This is a genomic window from Sinorhizobium sp. Y406 (assembly GCF_058732025.1).
Genome location: NZ_CM178975.1, coordinates 627378 through 649877, shown reverse-complemented (window position 1 = coordinate 649877; position 22500 = coordinate 627378). Strand labels below are relative to the sequence as shown.

Genomic DNA, 22500 nt, shown 5'->3' with positions numbered 1-22500 from the left:
TCAGACACGCTGTATCTCTTTGCACCTACGTATCGCGCTTTCGGAAAAACGATTTCGATTTTCGGGTCGATGCGCTAGAGAAGCGCCATGCGCGCGATAACTTATTTCCAAAAAACCGTATACTTTCCCGAGAAACCGGAAAAGAAGCGCTTCTTCGCCCGGCTCCAGGCCGGGGAGTGGGAGCCCGGCACGTTCCGTAATATCGAACGCCTCGTGGACGACAGGACGACGTTCATCGACATTGGCGGCTGGATCGGCGTGACCCCCTATTGGGCTGCGCAGATCGCGCACGACGTCATTGCCGTCGAGCCCGACCCGGTCTGCTTCGATGTGCTGACGCAGATGCGGGCGGGAAACGTCGGCCGGGTGGAACTCATCGCTGCCGCGCTCTCCGAGGATGAGAGCCTAGTGCTCCACTCCGTCGGCGGCGGCTTCGGTAGCTCGGAAACCTCGGCGCTCATTGCCGACGAAACGGGCATGGCGATTACCGCCAGGACCGTCACCATCCCGGAACTCCAGGCGATGGCGAAGAGCGAACGGCTTTGCATCAAAATCGACATTGAAGGCTACGAGTATAAGGCGCTCAACCAGTTTCGCGCGATCGATCGGAGGAGGACCACGGGCGTGCTCCTTGCGGTGCACCCGCAGATCCTTGCGGCCACGCTGTCCGGCCCCGCCGCGCTACGGGTGCTTCGCACCGTCGCGGCGACGATCCGCCTCGTCCGGAGCTTCCGCGGCTTTCGGCTTGAAAATCCCTCCGCGATGTGGGTGGCGCTCCGCAAATCTGTCGCTCGGCGCGAAATTAGAGGCTTCGACCTGCTCTTCGTCGCGAAATAATTCATTTCCGCCAGCGCATCGGCCCGAAAATCGTCCCCGATTGTCCGAAAGCTCGATGCGCAGATTCAAATAGTTGCAGCGACCTTTGCGCGTCGGAAAAGACGCGCGGCGCTGTAAAGCACAGCGCATCGCATGCACTCCGGTGAATGCAAGCTTCAGGGCTCGGTTCGCGGGCGCACGCTGTGGAAAATTGTCGGCATCCCCCCAGCCTGTCGTGGAATCACATAGACTTCATAGCTGGCTTCGGGGTCGTCACCCATGCCGGTCGAGCCTGCAGGCATGCCGGGCACGGCGATGCCCGCGATGTCCGGGCGCTCGGCTAGAATCTTTCTCACCGCCTCCACGGGCACATGCCCCTCGACGACATAGCCGTCGAGAACGGCGGTGTGGCAGGCCTCCAACTCCGCCGGGATGGCGAAGCGACGCTTGATCGCGGTCATGTTGCTTTCGTCGTGAATGCTGACTGAGAACCCCGCTTGTCTCATTGCTGCGGCCCAACTCTCACAACAGCCGCATAGCGGATCCTTGTAGACGTCCATGCGCGCATCGCCCGCCGCAGCGGTGCGCAGAGCGGGAACAAAGACGAACGAGCCTGCCAGTGCGCCAGCGAGGAATTTCCGGCGAGGCATGGTCATAGGTTGCTCCTTTCCGCTTCGATGCCGCTATGCTCGCGATCGCTGTGCACCCTGCAGGGGATTGATGTCGGTGCGTCCGAACCGGGCCGGCTCGCCTGACGTTTCCGGCTCGCTGACGCCCCCTGAAAGATCGTCGAGGATCGGGCAATCCGGCCGGGCGTCGCCGTGGCAATGCGCGGCCAGATGCTTGAGCGTGCGGCTCATTGCCTTCAGTTCGTCTGCCTTGCGCTCCAGGATCTTCACCTGATCAAGCGCGATTTTCTTGACCTCGGCGCTGGCGCGTGACCGATCCCGCCACAGTGCCAGGAGATCGCCCATCTGCTCGACGGTGAAGCCGAGATCGCGTGCCCGGCGAATGAAGCGCAGCGTGTGGACGTCATTGTCGCCGTAGGTGCGGTAGCCGGATTGGCTGCGGCTCGCAGGCGGAATGAGGCCGATCGTTTCGTAGTAGCGGATCATTTTCGCCGAGACGCCCGAAGCGCGTGCGACATCGCCGATATTCATGCGATTACCTTTCGATTCCCGAGCCAAGATATAGGCCCTGTGGCAGCCGGATTCCATGTCTCTACAGCGCCGCGCGTCTTATTAGACGCGCAAAGGTCGCTGTAGCACTTCGAAATGCTGCATGTCTCCTTTAACCGAGGTGGATTAAAGGTGGGGCGGTTGCCGCCCTCCCCAGACGGCATTGCGATGTGCCAAGGTTGTCACGCTTGCGCCCTTGCGGCAGTTCGCGAGACAATCATCCGCTCCGCTCTTGCCAATCGCCTGATCTACCAGGCGAAGTCGCCGATGGTGTCTCCTCCAGACGCAAACGCGGCAACGCGTTCGGAAATTTCTGCTGCACGAAATCGATGATCTGCTCGCGCAGCTCGCAACGCAGATCGAAGGCGCGGCCAGAGTCGGCAGCCGAGGCGAGGACGCGGATCTGCATCACATTTTCGCGCAAATCGGTTACCGCCACATTCAGAACCTTGCCGTCAAAATTGACCGACCGCGACGCAATCTCCTCCACCTTCCTGCGAATGACGCCAACGGGCATCGTGTAGTCGAGGTAGACCATCATCGAACCGATCAGCGGAGCGCTCTCGCGCGTCCAGTTCTGGAAGGGATGCTCCATGAAATAGTTCAATGGAAGAACGAGACGGCGCCAGTCCCAGAGTTTCACGACGACGTAGGTGGAGGTGATCTCTTCGACCCGTCCGAATTCTCCCTCGACGAGGATGGCGTCGTCGATGCGGATGGGCTGTGTGATCGCAAGCTGTACGCCGGCCAGGAGGTTCTTCAGGACCGGCTGCAAGGCGAGACCCACGACGATACCGGCGGCGCCGGCGGACGCAAGAAGGCTCACGCCATATTGTCTGACGTTCTCGAAGGTCATCAGCACAGCCGCTGCCGCCAGAACGATGAGCAGAGAATTGGCGATGCGGCGCATGATCCGGAACTGGGTGACATGCTTGCGTGCGAGGAGGTTGTCCTCGGCATCGAGCTGGAACCGTCTGAGATAGACGACGGACCAGATATGTATGGCAGTGTGGACGATCCACGCCACCAGGATGATGCAACAAACCAGAAGCACGTGGCGTAGAGCGCCGGCCTGGCTCGACGTGAGCGGTGCCACCGACGCGCCGGCATAGAGGCCGAACACGAGCGCCACCATTCTCGCCGGCCGTTCCGCGCGCGCGACGAACGAGCGCCAGAATAGATCCTTCGGGCCGACGAGCCGTCGCAATAGGCCGAAAGCGAGTCGATGGATGAGAAGTCCCGCGGAAATGAAAACGGCAAGCACTCCCACGCTCACGACCCAGTCCGGCAGTAGCTCGATTTCGCGTTCCATCCTGGATAGAAAATCCATTCGCTCACCTCCCGGATCGAGTATTGAGGGAAGACCCTGCCAGTCTGCGATGATTGCAGGGGCATGTTGCGGAGCGGCGACAGGTCGCCGAACCCCAGATACGAACGACGAACTCAACGAAATGTTTCCGCACCGGCCAGGCGGGAACCGTGCGGCTACCACTCTATTGCGGGCCGAGCGATCATTAGCCAGAAGATCCCGAGCACTGCGGCAAAGGCGGGAAAGCCGAAGGCGAACCACAGATGAAAGAGCCTGTGATAGCGTTTGGGCAAGGGCTTCCCGTCCTTGTCGGCGGCCTCCGCGAGTCTGCGCATCTCCATCTGCATCCACACCACCGGCAGCCAGAATGCACCCGTTAGCAGGTACAGGAGGATCGACAACACAATCCACCCCTCCGCCAGCGAATAACCCACATGCCAGGCAAGAGCTACTCCCGTGATCGGCTGCAGGAAGACGGCGGTGGCGGTGAACAGGAAGTCCGCCAGGACGACGATGCGCGCAACGGCAGCGACGGTGTCGGCGCGCCCGGTGCGATGCGCCACAAGCATGAAGAATGCGATTCCGGCTCCCGTGCCCAACAGCACGGAGGCGCCGATGATGTGGAGGTACTTGAGGACGAAATAGAGCATCATCGCTCCTTGATGATCGCCAAAGCGGCGAGGTGAAGCACGATGATCGGCCAGATCTTCATGAGCGGGCCGAGCGGCTCGTTCCACAATTCCGGAAGCAGAATCGTCCCGGCGACGGCATAGAAGAGGGAGAGGCCAATAGCAGCATAGAGACCCGTGCGGCTGGTTCGACGAACCGCAATGGCAAGTCCGATGACGATGTCTGCGACCGCTCCGGCAATGACGCTGGGACCGGCGAGGACACCAGCGCCGGTGCGTTCCATGAGATCGATGCCGATCTGGTATCCGGCCGTTAGCGATATGGTCCCGGTGCTGATCCAGAACAGTGACAACACGACGAAGACGACCGGCTTCAGGAGATACAGCTTGGCAAACCATCTTTCCTGAACAGAGACCGGCGTATGCGCCAGCGCTGCCGAGAGCGCTGTCGGTTCGACCTGTATGGCCTCCGCCCAGGCGCGGTTGTCGCCCGTGGCGCCGCGGGTGATCTCTTTTTGGGCCGTACTCCGCGTCGGCGGACGCCAGCCGAGCGCTCCGGCAAGGTCGCTGAGCTTGTAGAGGAGGTGTGCGAGCGGCGCGGGGATGGAGAGCGTGCGGGCTGGGGGCCAGCCGAACCAGCGCCGGTAAGCGCCCACGATTTCTTCGAAGGACAGGGTCTCTGGTCCCGCAACTTCGAGGACCAGCCGCTTGGGGGCACTCGGGTGAACGAGCATCTCGACGGTGCGAACAACGTCTTCGAGGCGCACGACCTGCAGGCGACCGGTATCCGGCATGAGCGGCAGCACAGGAAGTGCCGCGAGGCCACGGAAGAGCGCACTGGCGCCAAAGGCGCCCGGGCCGAGGACGACGGAGGGGCGCAGAATGATCCAGTCCAGGTCGCGGGCCATCAACGCCTGGTCGCCCTCGAACTTGGTGCGCGAGAACGGCGACGGTTGCTGCTTTTCGACACCCATTGCGGAAAAATGAATGACGCGGCGCACGCCTGCCTTTTCGCAAGCCTCGAACAGCGCCGAGGGACCGCGGACGTGGACGCCGGTTGTATCCTCGCCCGGCCCGTCCTGAAGCGTGCCTGCACAGTTGACCACCGCCGCTATGTCCGACAGATGAGGCAGCCAGTCTGCGGGCCAGACGGCGCGCGCAAGATCGAGTTCCACGGCTTCGCCGGTCCATGACCGGGAAGTGCCCGGACGAACCACGCGCACCACCGTCATGCCCCGCTCGAGAAGCCTCGCGCAGACGGCCGAGCCGATCAGGCCGGTAGCCCCTACCACAAGCACTCTCATCACCTCTCCTTCAGTCGCTGACGAGAACGCGTTACCGCGATGCCCGCGTTCGCTTCACGTTGCGGTTTCAACTGGGCCGGACGGAACATGTTCCTCGGACAGCGAATTGGGAGTGGCCCGGCACGAGGACGAACTCGCCATTTTCTCCCCAGGAACTATTTCTTCGGGAACACCTCGAGGGTTCGGCAGTTTGGCCGCATCCGGGCGTCAGCGTCCGGGTCGAATTCCATACAGAACCCAGCAAGCGGGAGCGCCCGGCCGATGTACGATTGCGTCATTCTGGGCGGAGGCCCCGCCGGGCTCGTCGCGGGCATCTACCTCGCGCGGCTCAACCGACGAGTAATCATAACCGACGGCGGACAAAGCCGCGCTTCCCTTATCCCGAGATCATTCAATCATCCGGCGTTCCCCGACGGGATTCCGGGTCGAGACCTTCTCACCAGAATGGGTGCGCAGGTCCAAAAGCTTGGCGTCGACTACATCGCCGGCTGCGCGGATCGGGTCGAGCAGGCGAGTGCCGGTTTTCAGTGCATGGTCGCGGAACGCACGCTCGACAGCCGTGCCATGATCTGCGCGACAGGTCTCGTGGACATTCTCCCGCCGTGGCGGGATGCAACGGAGCTGGTGCGAAAAGGCAATCTGCGGATTTGCCCCATCTGCGACGGTTACGAGATCAACGGCGCTGCTGTCGTCGTCATCGGTCACACCCGGCGGGCACTGAAGGAAGCAAAATTCCTCCTGTCGTTTACGGATGACGTGACGCTTGCGACCCTGGGTGTTGAATTGCAGGGGGTCAGTGCCGCCGATGTGCGCGAGCCGGTGCGCCTCGCCACATCCCCATTGCTGTCACACGGTCCGACGGCGGACGGTCGCCTTATGCTTGAACTGGCGGAGGGTAGGCGGCTGGAGCCCGTGGCGGTTTATTCCGCGCTCGGCTGCAGGCCACGCTCCAACCTTGCTGCCAGTGTCGGAGTGAGACTTGACCAAGAAGGGCGGATCCCCACCGACGCTCACCAGCGCACCAATGTAGAGCGGTTCTACGCGGCCGGAGATGTCGTGACCGGTCTTAATCAGCTCGGCGTGGCCATGGCGCACGGAGAGATTGCCGCCGTTGCGGTTCATAAAGATCTGCTGGCTGGCGTCGCTCCATGAGCGCCTAGTCTCTTTGGAGAAGGCGCCGCTACTCTAACGAAATGAAATGTTCTCGACGATCGGGAGCGCCAAGGGCGAGCATAATGCAGGGCGGGGCGGCACTCCGGCTCATGTCGCCGGCGCTTCCGCTCATCGGCAGACGCATCTCTTTAACAATCGACTCGCCACGAGCGACGAAAAAGCCCCGCACGAGGGCGGGGCAAGTCCCGCCTCCAGTTGCCTTCGTTGGGAGCGGGGACGTAGCTTAGAGATGTAGCTACGCTGAGACGCTATCTGCGGTTTGATCAGAGAGGAAGGTCTTATTCCGGGATTTCGGTACTCCGTTTAAGAAAACGTCCGTAAGGGTAAACGCTTTTGCGCAATTATGGAGCCTGTCCCCGCAAGCCGGAGATTGCGCGTCCGCATCTTTGCCGGGCATGGTCCTTCGACTTGAATGACCGGCTGAAGGCCAGTGCGCGGAAAAACCGCGCATGTTTTCCCTCAACATGTGCGGGGGACGTCGGCTACAAAAAGTCTCCGGCGACTTTCGCCCTATCGAGCCGAGCTGCGCTGATTCGAGACGAGCGGAACATACTCAAGTTCTCGAATGTTCTCGTAGGAATTCCTTCGCAGGAGACGAGAATATGGCGAGGTCATCGCAGCAGAAATCCTCTCGCCGCGCTCAGCCTCCGCTGGCGCTGCCGCGACTCGCCGGCGCGGAGGCTGAGGACTTCGTCGCGACCGCCATCGCCGATCTTGTGAAGTCGAAAATCCCGTTCCTGATCGCTGGCACGTTCGCCGTCAGTGCTTATACGGGCATCTCGCGGCTGACCAAGGACCTCGATATATTTTGCAAGGCAGGCGATTTCGCCCGCATACTCAACCATTTCCAGTCACTCGGCTATACCGCCGAGATCGAGGACGAGCGCTGGCTGGGCAAGGTTTACAAGGGCAAGCATTTCTTCGACGTCATATTCTCCTCCTCGAACGGAACGATGCTGGTCAGCGATGCCTGGTTCGAACATGCGCTGAAGGTGAAGATCAATGCCAACGCAGTCTCGATTGTCGCACCGACGGAACTGGTTTGGTCGAAATCCTTCATTCAGCTTCGCGAGCGCTACGATGGCGCCGACGTGGCTCATATGATCCTCAAGTCCCACGATCAGATCGATTGGCGCAGGCTGCTCGACTACATGGACGCGCATTGGGAGGTTTTGCTGATTCATCTCCTCAACTTCCGGTGGATATATCCTTCCGAACGCGACCGGGTCCCGCCATGGCTGCTCGACGAGCTGTTGCGTCGGTTGGCCGCGCAGGGGGAACTTCCGCTGTCGCAGACGAAGATATGCCGCGGACGAATGTACTCGCGAGCGGATTACGAAGTCGACGTCACGGAATGGGGCTTCGCCGACGTCGGCGGCGATGTCGAGATGCGTACGGGAACCAAGGAGTAGCGCGATGAGCAAGACGAAAGTGGCAGCGGTCGCGGATCTTCATGTGAAGGAGGACGGCTCGGCCTCCTGCACGGAGCTGTTTTCAGAGATATCGCGCGTGGCGGACGTGCTTGTGATCGCCGGCGACCTCACTGATCTCGGCAAACCCGTGGAAGCCGAACTCCTCGCCGCCGACCTGAAGTCCTGCACGGTTCCGGTGGTGGCGGTGCTCGGCAATCACGATCACCAGTGCAATGCCGTCGACGAGATATCGGCGATCCTGATGAAGGCCGGTGTGCACCTCCTCAACGGACAGGCGGTTGAGGTCGCCGGCGTCGGCTTCGCCGGCACAAAAGGCTTCGTGGGCGGCTTCGGCCGCCACATGCTCGGCTCCTTCGGCGAGCCCGCGATCAAAACGATGGTATCCGAGACGGTCGATGAGGCGATGCGCCTGGAGAACGCCCTGCGAAAGGTCAGCGCGCGGCACTCCGTCGTGGTGCTCCACTATGCCCCGATCGCGGAAACCGTCGCCGGAGAGCCGGAGGCGATTTATCCGTTTCTTGGTTGCTCGCGGTTTGCCGAAACCATCGACCGCTTTCGGGTGAGTGCGGTCGTTCATGGCCACGCGCACAGGGGCACCTACCGAGGAAATACACCCGGCGGCGCGCCCGTTTACAACGTCGCCGCCCATGTCGAGAAGCCGTCCGGGCGGCCCTATGCGATCCTGGAGTTCTGATATTGCTCCCGGCCGAACGCCTTGTTCAAGTGGTGAGGACCAGCTTTGCGCATCGTTCTAGGGTCAGGACCCTAGCAGCGAGCATATGATCCTGCGGCACCTCGAACGCCATGCAGCATTGAGATCGGCAATCGCTGCGGAGCGCCCTGACCGAACTGATCCGATCATGCTGTCAAATCGTTGAGAAAATTACGACACCAGCGCGAAACGTCGTGTTCCAGCAAGTGGTCCATCATCAGCTGCCAACGCTCCTTCCGCTCTTCCAGCGGCATGCTGAGCGCGCGCGCCATGGCGTTCGCGGTCCCCTCTATGTCGTATGGATTGACGAGAAGCGCGCCCCGCAGCTCGCGGGCAGCGCCCGCGAAGCGCGATAGCACAAGCACGCCCGGATCGTCCGGATCCTGCGCGGCCACATATTCCTTCGCGACGAGGTTCATGCCGTCTCGAAGCGGCGTCACGAGGCCGACTTTGCCCAGCCGGTAAAGCCCTGCAAGAATGCGACGGCCGACGGAGCGGGTGATATAACGTATAGGCACCCAATCGACGGCGCCGAGTGCGCCGTTCACCCGGCCGGCCTGTTCTGCAACCGTGCGTTGCATAGCTTCATATTCCGGCACTTCGGAGCGCGACTTCGGCGTGATTTGCAGATAGGTAACGCGCCCCCTGTAGGCCGGATTGTCCAGGACGAAGCGTTCAAATGCGTCGATGCGCTGCGTGATTCCCTTGGAATAATCCAGGCGATCGACACCGATTATCAGACTGCGGTGTTCAATGCTTTCCCGTGCCTTCTTGACCGTGCTGTTGGTGGATGCCTTTTGGGCGAATTCGGCGAAGGCGGCAGTCTCGATGCCGATCGCATAGACGCCGCCCCTGAATACGCGGCCATAGGCACTGAAGCGGCCTCCGCCAATTTCGTCGCCGATGCCTTCCCGCCTGAGGCAGCTGGCGAAGTTCTCGAGGTCGTGATCGGTTTGAAAGCCGACGACGTCGTAGTGCGACAGGCCACGCATGATCTCCTCGTGAACAGGCATCGTGAAGAGCACGTCCGCAGGCGGCCAGGGAATGTGAAGAAAAAAGCCGATACGGTTCTTCAGGCCCATCTGACGCAGTTCCGCGGCGAGAGGGATCAAGTGGTAGTCATGCACCCAGAGGACGTCATCGGGCTTGACAAGCGGCGCCAGGCGATGGGCGAAGAAGCGGTTGACGCGGAAATAGCCGGCCATTTCCTTGCGACCGTATTCGGCGAGATCAAGCCGATAGTGGCAGATCGGCCAGAGAACGCGATTGGCGAAGCCGTGGTAGTATTCCTCTACGTCGGTATCGGTCAGATCGGTCAGCGCATAGGTGACATTGCCCTGCTGGAGATGCGCAAGCGGCGCCGGCTCGTGCTTGCCGCTCGACGTTCCCGACCAACCCATCCAAATGCCGCCATGCTCTTCAAGCGCGACTTTCAACGCGACCGCCAGCCCGCCAGCGGGCGCAACGCCGCCCTTGTCCGGAACGGGCACGCGGTTGGAGACAATAACGAGGCGGCTCATGCTCAATGCCTTTCATGCAGATAATATGTCAGGTGCTCAGGAGACCAACCTGGCGATGATGGCGCGCAAAGCCTCGGAAGAAGGGGTGGTGCCCAGCGCTTCGCTCGCAGGCAAAGGCGGACCGATGCGGATCGAATAGCCGCCGAGCCGGTTGACCGTGCGAAACATCGCTTCGTCGGTCACATCGTCGCCGATCGCGATCGCGCGTCTGCCGGCAAAGGTTGGCTGCGCCAGAAACGCCGCCACGGCCTGGCCCTTGTCGGCGCTGGCCGGACGAATTTCGATAACCATCTTGCCGTGCTGGATCGTCCAGTCTGGTCCCGCTCGGATCAATGCCCGCTCTATCAGCGGTTCAAGTGCGTGCTTTCGGTCCGGCGCAAGCCGGTAATGGGCGGCGACTGCCGCTCCCTTGTCTTCGATCAGAACGCCCGCCCAGTTGGCCGTATCGGCGATCAGATCGGCCTTCAGTCGCTCAAATTCCGCCGTCGCCGCGGCTTTGTACATCCGGCCATCCGCATCGCGGCGCTCGGCACCATGAAGTCCGGCGATGGGAAAACGGAACGGCGAAAAAAGCTGCCCCGCATAATCAAGCCCGCGACCGGTCACAAGTGCGAGCGCGCCTCCGAGTTTTCGCGACAAGGCCTCGAGATGGGCGGGCAGCGAAGGCGGAACCGCTATGGCGTCCGGCGTTTCGGCAAGGTCAAGCAACGTACCATCGATATCGAGGAACAGAGCCCAGCTTTCCGGATCGGTCGAGAGAGCGGCGACAAGGAAGTCCTCTCCTGAAACTGCATCAGCTTTTTTCCGGTACGACATGCGGTCATAACTATATCAGATGCCGTGAACGACCACCCCAGCTTTGCATTTGAAGCGGCTTTATGTCGACGTCCAAGCAAACCTCACCTTCGGCGGGCCGGCCGCAGCGGTGTGATCTTTAACCTGGTGGGCACGGGTATCCGATCACATGGACATCTTCCACTGGACAATTGCGTGTTCCCCGCCGCGCATGACACTTGATGAGTGAAACTCGTATTCGTTTCTTTCCACTCGTCAGGGATGACAAGCTTTTCGCGGCTTTCCCCCGTATCCACCTCGCCACAGTCATACGCAGAGCGCAAGAAGTGCGAGAAATGCGGGCCAGGCCCGCTGCAAAGCGGCGGCCTTTATTCCGCCCGCTTCTTCATTCTTTGTTAAGGAATACATTCCTTTGCGGAGATTTCGCTCATGACGCTCGGAGCATCCCAACGTTTGCACGAGGGCGTCGCGGCCGTCGAAACCATGACGCGTTTTGCGCTGGCAGTGCTGGCGCTCGCCTCGGGCGTCTACACCTACCTCGGCGTGCGCAGCCTTCTGGACGGCTCGCCGACCGCGGTGTTCTTTGCGGCGATCATCTACTCGGCCTCGGTTTCGGTCGGCATATACGCCTTCTGGTCCTATATGGCGCGCTTCTATCCGCATGTGACCACCCATGCGGGCCGAGTGGCGATGCTGGGTGTGATGGCTTTGGGTGCGGCGATGATCATCGCCATGTCGAGCTGGCTCAATGCGGCGGCGCTGGCCGGTTCGGCCGCGCTCGAACAGCACCTTGCGGAAACGGTGGAGGACTACAGCGGCGACCTCGACCAGGCGCATCAGAATGCGCTTGCGGCCCAAAGCCTGCTTCCCGATATCCAGCGTGCATCCGAACGCTTTGCCCAGCTCGCCGTCTCGGAGCGGCAATCGGGCGCGCTGACGGGGACGCAAGGATCCGGAAGCGTGGTGCAACTTCTGTCGCAGATGTCGGCGCAGATGAGGGAGCTGGAGAATGGCGTCCATGCCTCCCGTGAACAGGTCACGAAACTGTTCAATAACGGGCAGAAGCGGCTCGAAACCATGCGCAGGCTCGTCTCGGCGCCGGGCGCGGTGTCGCCGCGTGCCGACCAGTTCTCCTCCGAAGTGGTGGCGCTTACAGGCGTAATAGCCTCCCTTGGGCAGACTTCGATCGCGCCATCCATCCGCCGCGCCGCAGATGACCTCTCCCTCGGTTTCATCGCGCCGGTCGCCGATGGCGGCAATGCCGATCTCGTCAACCGCCAGGACACGGTGATGGAAACGGTACGGTCCTCCGTCGCGGCGCAGTCCAGGGTCCTTTCCGAAGCGGCCGACGAAATTCTCGCCCGTGCGCCCGTGGCGGAGCGCCGCTTCGTGCCGCTCTCCTCCGCCGAAGCCGTATTGCGCTACGCGGCCGATTTCATACCGGCTTGGGCCGGGGCCATTTCCATCGACCTGCTGCCGGGCGTGCTGGTCTTCATTCTGGCCACGGTGCATGGCGTCATCCGCAAACAGGAGGAGAAGATGCCGTTTGCCGAGCGCATTACGGCGGCCGAGCTCCTGAAAGCGCTTGAGGTACAGCAAGCCGTGACGGCAAGGGGGGTGAGCCCTTCTGAGATTGACGCCCCTCCGGAAGGCGAAGAGCTGAACAACATCACCAGCCTGGAGGCGAGGGCGCGTGCAAAGGATCGGTCGCATGAGGATCGATGAGGCATGCAAGGCGCTGGCGCGGCTTGACGACGGCATGCTGATGCGCGGCGCCTTCTTCACCCTGTTGTCGGCGGCGGGGATCTTCCTCTGGATCGATATGCGCGAAATCGCAGCCATGAACGCCGAATTTCCGGGCATCGACCCGAATCGCCAGGACCAGCCGGTCCTGCCTCCGGCGCTGACCGAAGGCGCGCCAAGCGCTCCGCCGGTGCAGCCCGCCAGCTCCAACGAAGTGCTGCGCCAGCCGATGAAACTCGAGCTCAAATCCGGTGGCGTTTTGCTCGCCGAAGGTACGATCGACCTCGGGGCCGCGGCGCGCTTCGCCGAGGAGATCGGGAAGCGCGGTGAATATGTGAAGACGGTGGCGCTCAATTCCCCGGGCGGGTCGGTGGAGGACGCGCTCGCCATGTCGAAACTGATCCGCGAAAGGCAACTCGATACCAAGGTGGCATCACGGGCGCTCTGCGCCTCTTCCTGCCCGATCGTCTTTGCCGGCGGCGTGGCGCGCATCGCCGAAAAGGACGCCGTCGTCGGCGTGCACCAGGTCTTTAGCGGTAGCGGACAAACGACGGCGGAACAGGCCATGTCGGCCGCACAATCCACCACCGCCCGCGTGGCCCGTCACCTTCATTCGATGGGCATCGGCGCCGGGCTCTGGATCAATGCCCTCGAAACGCCGCCGGACCGGCTCTACTACCTCACCGCGGAAGAGATGGCGGATTTCAATTTGACGACGGAACCGGTCGCAACCGCCGAGAAAAAAGACTGAGCCATTGCTGCGATCCGCCTACAGCGTCGCGTGTCTTATAAGAACCGCGGCGCTGTAGCACTTTGACTTGCTGGCGGCGGGGAAATTGGCCTTAAGCTCGAATCCAGATTCGCCTATCGGCTGGGCCCTCTCACCCCCCTTTTTGAAATCGATGCTCAATGACACCATGTCCTTAGTGCGGATCGCCGCCCGTGAGGCATCAGGTCTTCCACCGGGGCCATTGCGCTGCGGCTGGGCTGCTGGCGCGGTTTGGAAAGATCGAGGCTGCCGGATGGTTGCGGGATCCGTGGATGAAGTCGATGGAGGGCAATTGGTGAGTGACGATCCGTATCAGGTTCTTGGTGTTTCGCGCACCGCCACGCAGGATGAGATCCGCAAAGCATATCGCCAGCGTGCGAAGCAGTTGCACCCCGATTTGCACCCGGGCGACAAGGAGGTGGAAACGCAATTCAAGACGCTTTCGGCGGCCTACCAGCTGCTGAACAACCCCGAACAGCGCGCCCGCTTCGATCGCGGCGAGATCGATGCCTCGGGGGCGGAGCGACCGCAGCAACATTACTATCGGCACTACGCCGACGCAGACCAGGCACGCCGCTACACTTCCTCGGCCGGAGCGGGCGAATTCGAGGATATGTCGGACATTTTTTCCGATCTTTTCGGTCGGGGACGGGGCGGGGGACGGTTCAAGGCGCGCGGTCAGGACCTCTACTACCAGCTTGAGATCGAGTTCCTCGAGGCCGTCAACGGTGCCCGCCGCCGCATCACCTTTCCCGACGGAAACACGCTCGATCTCACGATTCCCGCCGGCACGCGCGACGGCAGTACTCTGCGGCTCAAGGGGAAGGGCACGGCCGGGATCGGCGGCGGCGAGAACGGGGACGCCCTGATCCAGGTGAGCGTCCGTTCTCATCCGGTTTTCCGTCGCGACGGCAACGACATCGAAATCGACCTGCCGATCACGCTGTACGAGGCGGTGCTCGGCGCCAAGATCGAGGTGCCGACGATTTCCGGCCGGGTATCGATGACCGTTCCCAAGGGGTCGAACACCGGCAATGTCCTTCGTCTCAGGGGCAAGGGCGTGAAGCCTCAACAGGGCTCCTCGGGGGATCAGCGCGTCGTCCTGAATGTTGTTCTGCCGGAGAAGGTCGATCCTGAGCTGGAGAAGTTCATGGAAGGCTGGCGCGGGGCGCATGCCTATGATCCGCGCGGAGCACTACGGAGGGCCCAATGAAGCTGCGTGAAAGGGAAGTCCTCGAAGTCTTCGGTACAATCACCCTCAGGCAGTTGCGTCAATGGGTGCAGCGCGGCTGGATCATGCCATCGCAAGGCGAAGCAGGGCCCGTCTTCGACGAGGTCGATATCGCTCGAATTCGCCTGGTCTGTGAACTGCGCAGCGACATGAACGTCAATGATGACGCCGTGCCGATCATTCTGACGCTGCTGGATCAGCTCTATGGGCTGAGGTGCGAGCTCAGGACGATCGCGACGGCATTGGTGGATCAGCGCGATGACGTTCTCCAGCAATTGAGGCAGGCCCTCTCGGCGCGAAGCGGCCGGCGGCTATAGCCGGCTTCGAAGCAACGCAATAGTTGCAAAGTAAGGCATTCGGAGCCTCGGACGTTTGCTACGGGGATCGGGTGCAGCATGCCGACTGCCCTGGAGATTCTTGAAAGTGTTTCGTTTTCCTTTGGGAAATAGGCGGCTAGCGGTCGCTCGCGCGACGAAGCACAATCAGCAGGCTGCGAATGAGAGGCGAGAGCGCTCGTGCGCCGCGGCCAAAGGGCCGCCGTGAACCTGGATCGTCCAACGACCGGTCAGAAACAGCAATGGTCGGAGCCGGAGGAGCGGTTGCCGGCCCCTGTCTCGCGGCGGTGCGCCTGCCGGAGCGGGTCGAGGAGAGGCGGCCGGATTCCACGAGTCCGCGTCCTGCCATGAGGATCGATCACGTCCATGAGCCGTGATCCAAGGGAGGAACAATGTTCGAGCGACTATTCAAACTGAAAGAGCATGACACCACAATCCGCACCGAGCTGGTGGCGGGTCTCACGACATTCCTGACGATGTCGTACATCATCTTCGTCAACCCGGATATCCTTTCGACCACCGGCATGGACCGCGACGCGGTCTTCGTCGCGACCTGTCTTGCGGCGGCCCTTGGTTCCGCCGTAATGGCGCTCGTCGCCAATTGGCCGATCGGCATGGCGCCGGGCATGGGGCTCAACGCCTTCTTCGCCTTCACCGTGGTGGCAGCACTCGGCTTCACTTGGCAGCAGGCGCTTGGCGCCGTGTTCATCTCAGGCATCATCTTCCTGTTTTTGACCGTGACGGGCGTCCGCAGCTGGCTGATCGCCGGTATTCCGCATTCGCTGCGCAGCGCCATTGCGGCCGGTATCGGCCTGTTTCTCGGCATCATCGCGCTCAAGAATGCCGGCATCGTCGTCGACAATCCGGCGACGCTGGTCGGCCTCGGCGACCTGAAGCAGACCGGGCCGCTGCTGGCAATCCTTGGCTTCTTCGTCATTGCTGTGCTCGACTCGCTACGAGTCCGCGGTTCGATCCTGATCGGCATTCTCGTCGTGACGGTCCTGTCGATGGTTCTCGGCGTTTCCGAATTCAAGGGCGTCGTCTCCGCACCGCCGAGCATCGCACCGACGTTCTTCCAACTCGACATCATGGGCGCCCTGCATGGCGGTCTCGTCCATGTGATCCTCGTCTTCGTGCTCGTGGAAGTCTTCGATGCCACCGGTACGCTGATCGGTGTTGCCAAGCGGGCGAAGCTGGTGGAAGAAGCCAAGCCCAACCGCCTCGGACGTGCGCTGCTTGCCGACAGTTCGGCCATTATCGCCGGATCGATGATCGGCACCAGCAGCACCACCGCCTATGTCGAAAGCGCCTCAGGCGTGCAGGCGGGCGGCCGCACCGGCCTGACCGCGCTCACCATTTCGGTATTGTTCCTCGCGGCCCTTTTCGTCTCACCGCTCGCCGCCGCCGTCCCGTCCTACGCGACCGCGCCGGCGCTGCTTTACGTTGCGGGGCTGATGATGCGCGAACTGACGGAAATCGATTGGGACGACCTGACCGAGGCGGCGCCGGCTGCGCTGACGGCGCTCGCCATGCCCTTCACCTACTCGATTGCCAACGGTCTTGCCTTCGGCTTCGTGAGCTATGTGATCCTGAAGCTGTGCACGGGCCGCTGGACCGTCATCCACCCGGCGACGCAGATCGTTGCAGCGCTGTTCATCGTGCGCTTCGCCTTCTTTGCCGAGTGACGATCTACGTTTCAGACGAAACAGCCGGACCCGCAGCGATGCGGGTCCGGCTGTTTCGTTCTGCTTTTGCTGTCTTCAGTCCGGTAGCATCTGCTCGAGGCGCAGCACCGCGATCCGCTCCACCTGGCGGCATGCCGTCTCGAATTCGGTATCGCGGTCGTTGCCGATCCGCTCTTCGAAGGAGGCGAGGATTTCGTCCTTGCTGCGCCCTTTGACCGCCATGATGAAGGGGAAGCCGAAGGTCTCGACATAGGCGGCGTTGAGCGTCGCGAAGCGTTCCCGCTCACGATCCGTCAACGCGCCGAGACCGGCCGAAGCCTGTTCGTTGGTCGAGCTCTCGGTCAGGCGCTTCGCCTGGGCGAGCTTGCCCGCCAGATCCGGGTGGGCATTGAGCACCCCAAGGCGTTCCGCTTCGCTCGACCCGCGAAAGACCGCCGTCAGTGCCGCGGAGAGACCGGTGGCCGTGTCGTGGGCAGGCGAGAGCTCGCGGGCAAAGGCGCGCCGGGCGATCCAGTCCGAATGCTCGAATACGCCGCCAAAACGGGCGACGAAGTCCGCCTCGGAAAGCCGCGAGGGGCGATCGTCCGCCGGGCGGAACGGGTAGGCGTCGGCCCAGTAGCGGGCGATGTCGATACGGCGGGCGAGCCAGACTTTTTCATGGCTCTTGACGTAATCGATGAAGCGGGCGAGGGCAGCTGCCCGCCCGGGCCGCCCGGCGAGACGGCAGTGAAGGCCGATACTCATCATCTTCGGAGAGCCGGCCAGCCCTTCGGCATAGAGCATGTCGAAACTGTCCTTGAGGTAACTGAAGAACTGATCGCCGCTGTTGAAGCCCTGCGCCGTTGCGAAGCGCATGTCGTTGGCGTCGAGCGTGTAGGGGATGACGAGTTGGTGCCGGTCGGCATGCTCGTGCCAGTAGGGCAGGTCGTCCGCATAGCTGTCGGAAATATAATCGAAGCCGCCGGTCGCGGTGACGAGATCGAGCGTGTTCTCCGAGCAGCGGCCCGTATACCAGCCCCGCGGCGGCTCGCCGGTGACGATGGTGTGCAGCCGGACCGCTTCGGCAATTATCGCGCGCTCTTCCTCGGCAGTGAAATCCCTGTGCTCTATCCATTTCAGCCCATGCGAAGCGATTTCCCAGCCTGCACTTTGCATGGCGGCCACCTGTGCGGGTGATCGCTGCAAGGCGGTTGCGACGCCATAGACCGTAACCGGTACGCGCCGGTCGGTAAGAATCCGGTGCAAGCGCCAGAAGCCGGCGCGTGCGCCGTATTCATAGATCGTCTCCATGTTCCAATGGCGCTTGCCGGGCCAGGGCTCGGCGCCGACGATTTCCGAGAGAAATGCCTCGGAAGCCGCATCGCCGTGCAGCACGCAATTTTCGCCGCCCTCCTCGTAATTGACGACGAATTGCACGGCGATGCAGGCCTGGTCCGGCCAGGCCACATTCGGATCGGGGCCGTAGCCGTGGAGATCGCGCGGATATCTCATGTGAAGCAAATCCTCCTGTTGTTTTTTCGAGGAAGGATTCGTAGCGAGGAATATCGGGTCCAATTCCCCTCGAAAAATTTGAAAGTCTCGAAGCCTATGCGCGCTACACAAGGCGGGCAGTCCTCCGGATACTCGGCCATCGACTGCCAGGAGCGAGTTGGGAGGAGGAAAGGCATGCAAACTGAGAGCGGCGGCGCCGGGCGGCTGACCACCCACGTGCTGGACACGGCAAGCGGCAAGCCGGCGGCGAACCTGAGGATCGACCTTTACCGTCTCGACGGCGAATGGCGCGAGCATATTGTGTCGGTCCGTACGAATGGCGACGGCCGATGCGATGACCCGCTCATCAGCGGAGAGGCGATGGAATGCGGGATCTATGAATTGCGGTTTCACGCGGGCGAATATATGGGCGCCGAAGGCGCTGCCGCTCCATTCCTCGACCTCATCCCGATCCGCTTCGGAATTGCCGATCCAGGCGCGCACTACCACGTGCCGCTCCTGCTCTCGCCCTTCGCTTATTCCACCTATCGCGGGAGCTGACAAGCAATGATAATCGAGATCCGCAACACGATCCGCTTCATCCTGAACGATCGGCTGGTCGAGCTTGCCGAAGTCTCGCCGGTCCAGACTCTGCTCGACTTCCTGCGTATCGATCGCAACTTGCGCGGCACCAAGGAAGGCTGCGCCGAGGGCGACTGCGGCGCCTGCACGGTGCTCGTCGGTCGATTGTTCGAGGGCCGGTTGAAATACGAATCCGTCAATGCCTGCATTCGCTTCGTTGCTTCGCTCGACGGCTGTCATGTCGTGACCGTCGAGGCGCTTTCGCAGCCGAGTGGTCCGCTGCATCCGGTGCAGCAGGCGATGGTTGAGACCCATGCCTCCCAGTGCGGCTTCTGCACGCCCGGTTTTGTGATGTCGCTTTACGGGCTCTGGATGGGGAACGCGCAACCGAGCATCCGGGAGATCGAGAAGGCGCTGCAGGGCAATCTCTGTCGTTGCACCGGCTATGCCGCCATAATCCGCGCGGCGGAAGCGATTTCGTCGATCGGTGAGCTCGGAAAGGATCCGCTGGTTGCCGAACGCGACAAGATCACCCGACAGCTCGTCTCGCTCAAGGATGGCCGTCGCGTCGAGATCGGCGGCGAGGACGAAAGCATCGTGCTGCCGGGCTCGGTCGACGATCTCGCTGCGGTGCTCGAAGCCAATCCGAACGCGACGATCGTTGCCGGCTCGACCGATGTCGGCCTGTGGGTGACGAAGTTCATGCGCGAGATCGCGCCGGTCGTTCACCTCTCCCCTCTCGACGAGTTGCGACGGATTTCCGTAGACGAGAGCGGCATCACGCTTGGCGCAGGTGCCAGCTATTCGGAGGCCTATCCGGTAATCGTCCGTCATCTGCCGCAACTCAGCGAGCTCTGGGACCGGATCGGCGGCGAGCAGGTGCGCAACATGGGCACCATCGGCGGCAATATCGCCAACGGCTCTCCGATCGGCGACACGCCGCCGGCACTGATCGCGCTCGGCGCATCGGTGACTTTGCGCAAGGGAGAGAGGCGGCGGACGCTGCCGCTCGAAGGATTCTTCATCGAGTACGGCAGACAGGATCGCGAGCCCGGCGAATTCGTCGAGAGCATCCGGGTCCCGTTCATCGGCAGGGAGGAGCGTCTTGCGGTCTACAAGGTTTCCAAACGGTTCGACGAGGATATCTCGGCTGTTTGCGGCGCTTTCCGCGTGAAGTTCGAGGAAGGTAGGGTTGCCGATGCGGTCATTGCCTTCGGCGGCATGGCGGGCACGCCGAAGCGCGCCAGGAGCGTGGAGGCGGCGCTGAAGGGGGGCATCTGGAGCGAAGCCGTAGTCGAGGCGGCCGCCTCGGCCTTCGAGCGAGATTTCACGCCTCTCAGCGATTGGCGGGCCTCGGCCGACTACCGGATGCTCGTCGCCGAGAACCTGTTGCGTCGCTTTTATCTGGAAACCCAGGGGACGAGCAATTTCCGCATCGACCGCGGTCTCGCGGTCGCCGTTTAGGAGGCTTGAGCACATGAATGTGATGCAGCCCGTCGATCGCATCCGCGGTGGCGTCCATGAGCAGGAGCGGCACGAATCCGGCCATAAGCATGTCACCGGAACGGCCGAATATATCGACGATATTTCCGAGCCGGCCGGGACGCTGCACGGCTATCTCGGCCTGTCTGAGCGCGCCCACGCCGAAATCCTCTCCATCGATTTCGGCGCGGTGACGAGCAGCCCCGGCGTTATCGGCATCGTGACGTCCAGAGATATTCCCGGCGAGAACGACATCAGTCCGGCGCACAAGCACGACGATCCCGTGTTCGCAACCGACAAGGTCGAGTTCCATGGACAGCCGGTCTTCGCCGTCATCGCCACCACGCGCGACGCAGCCCGGCGTGCGGCGGCAAAGGTCAGGATCGAATACCGGGATCTGCCGCACGTCACCGACGTTGTGGAGGCCGCGGCTGCGAATTATCCGCTGGTCGTCGATCCGCTGAAGCTCGAACGGGGTGATATCGAAGCCGGTTTTGCCAAATCGCGGCATGTCGTCGAAGGCGAGATGCGGATCGGCGGCCAGGATCATTTCTATCTCGAAGGTCACATCTCCCTCGCCATCCCCGGCGAGGACGACGAGGTCACGGTCTTCGCCTCGACGCAGCACCCGAGCGAGACGCAGCACATGGTCGCCCAGGTGCTCGGCGTTCCATCCAATGCGGTAACGGTCAATATCCGCCGGATGGGCGGCGCCTTCGGCGGCAAGGAGACGCAGGCGAACCTGTTCGCCGCCGCCGCGGCGCTTGCGGCGAAGAAATTCGGCCGCGCCGTCAAGCTGCGCCCGGACCGCGACGACGACATGACGGCGACGGGCAAACGCCACGATTTCCATGTCGGCTACAAGATCGGTTTCGACGACGAAGGCCACATTGAGGCGGTGGACGCGGTGTTCGCCGCGCGCTGTGGCTTCTCGGCCGATCTTTCCGGGCCCGTGACCGACCGTGCGCTCTTCCATGCCGACAATTGCTATTTCTACCCGAATGTCAGGCTGCGCTCGCGGCCGCAGAAGACCAATACGGTCTCGAACACCGCCTTTCGCGGCTTCGGCGGTCCGCAGGGCATGGTCGGCGGCGAGCGGATGATCGAGGACATTGCCTATACGCTCGGCAAGGATCCGCTCGAAATCCGCAAGCTCAATTTTTATGGCGGCGAGGGGCGGAACCTGACGCCGTACCACCAGACGGTGGAAGATAACATCATCGGCCGGATCATCGGGGAACTGGAAACCTCAGCCGATTACGCTGCCCGCCGGCGGGCCGTGCTTGCGTTTAACCGCGAGAACCACGTGGTCAGGCGCGGCATCGCTCTGACGCCGGTGAAGTTCGGCATCTCCTTCACCAAGACGGAATACAACCAGGCCGGTGCCCTGATCCATGTCTATACGGACGGGTCGATCCAGCTGAACCATGGCGGCACGGAGATGGGGCAGGGGCTCCATACCAAGGTTGCCCAGGTCGTGGCGGACGAGTTCCAGGTCGATCTCGACTGCATCAAGGTGACGGCGACCTCGACCGGCAAGGTGCCGAACACGTCCGCGACCGCGGCCTCCTCCGGGTCCGACCTGAATGGCATGGCCGCCGCCAATGCGGCCCAGCAGATCAAGGCGCGGCTGGTGCGCTTCGCGGCGGATCGCTACGGCCTCAGCGAGGCCGACGTGGCTTTTGAGCCGAATATGGTCCGCGTAGGCGCAGAGCGCATCGCCTTTGCGGATCTCATCAAGTCCGCCTATGCCGCGCGCGTGCAGCTCTCGGCGGCCGGCTTCTACAAGACGCCGAAGATCCATTGGGACCGCTCGGAGGGCAAGGGAAGGCCGTTCTACTACTTTGCCTATGGCGCCTCCTGTTCCGAGGTCTCCGTCGACACGCTGACCGGCGAATACCAGGTCGAGCGCACCGATATCCTTCATGACGTCGGCCGGTCGCTCAATCCGGCGCTTGATCTCGGCCAGGTGGAGGGCGCCTTCGTCCAGGGCATGGGATGGCTCACGACCGAGGAACTCTGGTGGGATGCAAAGGGGCGGCTGCGCACCCATGCCCCCTCGACCTACAAGATCCCGCTCGCCTCGGACCGGCCGCGTGTCTTCAATGTGCGGCTCGCCGAATGGTCGGTCAACCGCGAGGAGACGATCCGTCGCTCGAAGGCAGTCGGGGAACCGCCCTTCATGTTGGGCATTTCAGTTCTCGAAGCGATATCCATGGCAGCGGCGAGCGTGGCGGGCTATCGTATTCCGCCGCGCATCGACGCGCCGGCGACGCCGGAGCGTGTGCTGATGGCAATCGAGCGACTGCGCTCGGCAGAAGCGGACGGATGATG

General features: G+C 62.3%; 20 protein-coding genes. 12 read left to right on the top strand and 8 right to left on the bottom strand.

What is annotated here, in order from left to right; all coding sequences use genetic code 11:
* Positions 1-87: 87 nt before the first annotated feature.
* A complete protein-coding gene (locus AC4P1R_RS19955; protein ID WP_151613741.1) occupies positions 88-837 on the top strand; it encodes an FkbM family methyltransferase in 750 nt (249 codons plus the stop codon).
* A 155-nt stretch (positions 838-992) separates the two neighbouring features.
* On the opposite strand, the gene AC4P1R_RS19950 is transcribed toward AC4P1R_RS19955, so the two are convergent.
* The 5 genes from AC4P1R_RS19950 to AC4P1R_RS19930 form a co-directional block, all read right to left on the bottom strand.
* Positions 993-1466, bottom strand: coding sequence for a DUF411 domain-containing protein (locus AC4P1R_RS19950; RefSeq protein ID WP_192803891.1), 474 nt, complete (start codon positions 1464-1466; stop codon positions 993-995).
* A gap of 33 nt (positions 1467-1499) precedes the next feature.
* Positions 1500-1976 carry a Cu(I)-responsive transcriptional regulator gene (gene cueR, locus AC4P1R_RS19945; RefSeq protein ID WP_151613739.1) on the bottom strand — a complete coding sequence of 159 codons (477 nt, stop codon included), beginning with the start codon at positions 1974-1976 and terminating at the stop codon, positions 1500-1502.
* A 235-nt stretch (positions 1977-2211) separates the two neighbouring features.
* Entirely contained in the window at positions 2212-3324 is a 1113-nt protein-coding gene (locus tag AC4P1R_RS19940) for a mechanosensitive ion channel family protein (protein ID WP_151613738.1), read from the bottom strand.
* A 155-nt stretch (positions 3325-3479) separates the two neighbouring features.
* Positions 3480-3953 carry a DUF2269 family protein gene (locus tag AC4P1R_RS19935; RefSeq protein WP_151613969.1) on the bottom strand — a complete coding sequence of 158 codons (474 nt, stop codon included), beginning with the start codon at positions 3951-3953 and terminating at the stop codon, positions 3480-3482.
* Positions 3953-5239, bottom strand: coding sequence for an SDR family oxidoreductase (locus AC4P1R_RS19930; protein WP_151613737.1), 1287 nt, complete (start codon positions 5237-5239; stop codon positions 3953-3955). Before AC4P1R_RS19930 ends, AC4P1R_RS19935 begins: the two co-directional genes overlap by 1 nt.
* Positions 5240-5497: 258 nt before the next feature.
* Here AC4P1R_RS19930 and AC4P1R_RS19925 point away from each other — a divergent pair, with 258 nt between their 5' ends.
* From AC4P1R_RS19925 to AC4P1R_RS19915, 3 genes are all read left to right on the top strand, one after another.
* A complete protein-coding gene (locus AC4P1R_RS19925; RefSeq protein WP_151613736.1) occupies positions 5498-6388 on the top strand; it encodes an NAD(P)/FAD-dependent oxidoreductase in 891 nt (296 codons plus the stop codon).
* Positions 6389-7011: 623 nt separating this feature from the next.
* Positions 7012-7821, top strand: a complete 810-nt coding sequence (locus AC4P1R_RS19920; RefSeq protein ID WP_069457727.1) for a nucleotidyltransferase family protein — start codon at positions 7012-7014, stop codon at positions 7819-7821.
* Between the two features lie 4 nt (positions 7822-7825).
* Positions 7826-8536 carry a metallophosphoesterase family protein gene (locus tag AC4P1R_RS19915; protein ID WP_151613735.1) on the top strand — a complete coding sequence of 237 codons (711 nt, stop codon included), beginning with the start codon at positions 7826-7828 and terminating at the stop codon, positions 8534-8536.
* 164 nt (positions 8537-8700) lie between these two features.
* On the opposite strand, the gene otsA is transcribed toward AC4P1R_RS19915, so the two are convergent.
* A complete protein-coding gene (otsA, locus tag AC4P1R_RS19910) occupies positions 8701-10074 on the bottom strand; it encodes an alpha,alpha-trehalose-phosphate synthase (UDP-forming) (protein WP_069457725.1) in 1374 nt (457 codons plus the stop codon).
* A gap of 36 nt (positions 10075-10110) precedes the next feature.
* Positions 10111-10890 carry a trehalose-phosphatase gene (otsB, locus tag AC4P1R_RS19905; RefSeq protein ID WP_151613734.1) on the bottom strand — a complete coding sequence of 260 codons (780 nt, stop codon included), beginning with the start codon at positions 10888-10890 and terminating at the stop codon, positions 10111-10113.
* Positions 10891-11298: 408 nt separating this feature from the next.
* Between otsB and AC4P1R_RS19900 the strand changes: the two genes are divergently transcribed.
* The 5 genes from AC4P1R_RS19900 (at position 11299) to AC4P1R_RS19880 (ending at position 16632) form a co-directional block, all read left to right on the top strand.
* Positions 11299-12594, top strand: a complete 1296-nt coding sequence (locus tag AC4P1R_RS19900) for a hypothetical protein (protein WP_151613733.1) — start codon at positions 11299-11301, stop codon at positions 12592-12594.
* Positions 12581-13363 (top strand): COG3904 family protein, encoded by a 783-nt coding sequence (locus AC4P1R_RS19895; protein ID WP_151613732.1) that lies wholly within the window; start codon positions 12581-12583, stop codon positions 13361-13363. The genes AC4P1R_RS19900 and AC4P1R_RS19895 overlap by 14 nt, the downstream gene beginning before the upstream one ends.
* Before the next feature lie 313 nt (positions 13364-13676).
* Positions 13677-14594 (top strand): DnaJ C-terminal domain-containing protein, encoded by a 918-nt coding sequence (locus AC4P1R_RS19890; protein ID WP_151613968.1) that lies wholly within the window; start codon positions 13677-13679, stop codon positions 14592-14594.
* Positions 14591-14929, top strand: coding sequence for a chaperone modulator CbpM (locus tag AC4P1R_RS19885; protein WP_151613731.1), 339 nt, complete (start codon positions 14591-14593; stop codon positions 14927-14929). The genes AC4P1R_RS19890 and AC4P1R_RS19885 overlap by 4 nt, the downstream gene beginning before the upstream one ends.
* 410 nt (positions 14930-15339) lie before the next feature.
* Positions 15340-16632 carry an NCS2 family permease gene (locus AC4P1R_RS19880; RefSeq protein WP_069457720.1) on the top strand — a complete coding sequence of 431 codons (1293 nt, stop codon included), beginning with the start codon at positions 15340-15342 and terminating at the stop codon, positions 16630-16632.
* Between the two features lie 75 nt (positions 16633-16707).
* Here AC4P1R_RS19880 and puuE read toward each other — a convergent pair whose 3' ends face one another.
* Positions 16708-18123, bottom strand: coding sequence for an allantoinase PuuE (puuE, locus tag AC4P1R_RS19875; RefSeq protein WP_151613730.1), 1416 nt, complete (start codon positions 18121-18123; stop codon positions 16708-16710).
* Positions 18124-18297: 174 nt separating this feature from the next.
* On the opposite strand from puuE, the gene uraH reads away from it, so the two are divergent.
* The 3 genes from uraH to xdhB are packed head-to-tail and all read left to right on the top strand — an operon-like array spanning position 18298 to position 22498.
* Positions 18298-18663 (top strand): hydroxyisourate hydrolase, encoded by a 366-nt coding sequence (gene uraH / locus AC4P1R_RS19870; protein ID WP_151613729.1) that lies wholly within the window; start codon positions 18298-18300, stop codon positions 18661-18663.
* 6 nt (positions 18664-18669) lie between these two features.
* Positions 18670-20148 (top strand): xanthine dehydrogenase small subunit, encoded by a 1479-nt coding sequence (xdhA, locus tag AC4P1R_RS19865; RefSeq protein ID WP_151613728.1) that lies wholly within the window; start codon positions 18670-18672, stop codon positions 20146-20148.
* Between the two features lie 13 nt (positions 20149-20161).
* Positions 20162-22498 carry a xanthine dehydrogenase molybdopterin binding subunit gene (xdhB, locus tag AC4P1R_RS19860; RefSeq protein ID WP_151613727.1) on the top strand — a complete coding sequence of 779 codons (2337 nt, stop codon included), beginning with the start codon at positions 20162-20164 and terminating at the stop codon, positions 22496-22498.
* The last annotated feature ends 2 nt before the right edge of the window (positions 22499-22500 follow it).

Coding starts and splice junctions, on each gene's coding strand:
- AC4P1R_RS19955 (WP_151613741.1), top strand. CDS start 88: ATGCGCGCGATAACTTATTTCCAAAAAACCGTATACTTTCCCGAGAAA.
- AC4P1R_RS19950 (WP_192803891.1), bottom strand. CDS start 1,466: ATGCCTCGCCGGAAATTCCTCGCTGGCGCACTGGCAGGCTCGTTCGTC.
- cueR (WP_151613739.1), bottom strand. CDS start 1,976: ATGAATATCGGCGATGTCGCACGCGCTTCGGGCGTCTCGGCGAAAATG.
- AC4P1R_RS19940 (WP_151613738.1), bottom strand. CDS start 3,324: ATGGATTTTCTATCCAGGATGGAACGCGAAATCGAGCTACTGCCGGAC.
- AC4P1R_RS19935 (WP_151613969.1), bottom strand. CDS start 3,953: ATGCTCTATTTCGTCCTCAAGTACCTCCACATCATCGGCGCCTCCGTG.
- AC4P1R_RS19925 (WP_151613736.1), top strand. CDS start 5,498: ATGTACGATTGCGTCATTCTGGGCGGAGGCCCCGCCGGGCTCGTCGCG.
- AC4P1R_RS19920 (WP_069457727.1), top strand. CDS start 7,012: ATGGCGAGGTCATCGCAGCAGAAATCCTCTCGCCGCGCTCAGCCTCCG.
- AC4P1R_RS19915 (WP_151613735.1), top strand. CDS start 7,826: ATGAGCAAGACGAAAGTGGCAGCGGTCGCGGATCTTCATGTGAAGGAG.
- otsA (WP_069457725.1), bottom strand. CDS start 10,074: ATGAGCCGCCTCGTTATTGTCTCCAACCGCGTGCCCGTTCCGGACAAG.
- otsB (WP_151613734.1), bottom strand. CDS start 10,890: ATGTCGTACCGGAAAAAAGCTGATGCAGTTTCAGGAGAGGACTTCCTT.
- AC4P1R_RS19900 (WP_151613733.1), top strand. CDS start 11,299: ATGACGCTCGGAGCATCCCAACGTTTGCACGAGGGCGTCGCGGCCGTC.
- AC4P1R_RS19895 (WP_151613732.1), top strand. CDS start 12,581: ATGAGGATCGATGAGGCATGCAAGGCGCTGGCGCGGCTTGACGACGGC.
- AC4P1R_RS19885 (WP_151613731.1), top strand. CDS start 14,591: ATGAAGCTGCGTGAAAGGGAAGTCCTCGAAGTCTTCGGTACAATCACC.
- AC4P1R_RS19880 (WP_069457720.1), top strand. CDS start 15,340: ATGTTCGAGCGACTATTCAAACTGAAAGAGCATGACACCACAATCCGC.
- puuE (WP_151613730.1), bottom strand. CDS start 18,123: ATGAGATATCCGCGCGATCTCCACGGCTACGGCCCCGATCCGAATGTG.
- uraH (WP_151613729.1), top strand. CDS start 18,298: ATGCAAACTGAGAGCGGCGGCGCCGGGCGGCTGACCACCCACGTGCTG.
- xdhA (WP_151613728.1), top strand. CDS start 18,670: ATGATAATCGAGATCCGCAACACGATCCGCTTCATCCTGAACGATCGG.
- xdhB (WP_151613727.1), top strand. CDS start 20,162: ATGAATGTGATGCAGCCCGTCGATCGCATCCGCGGTGGCGTCCATGAG.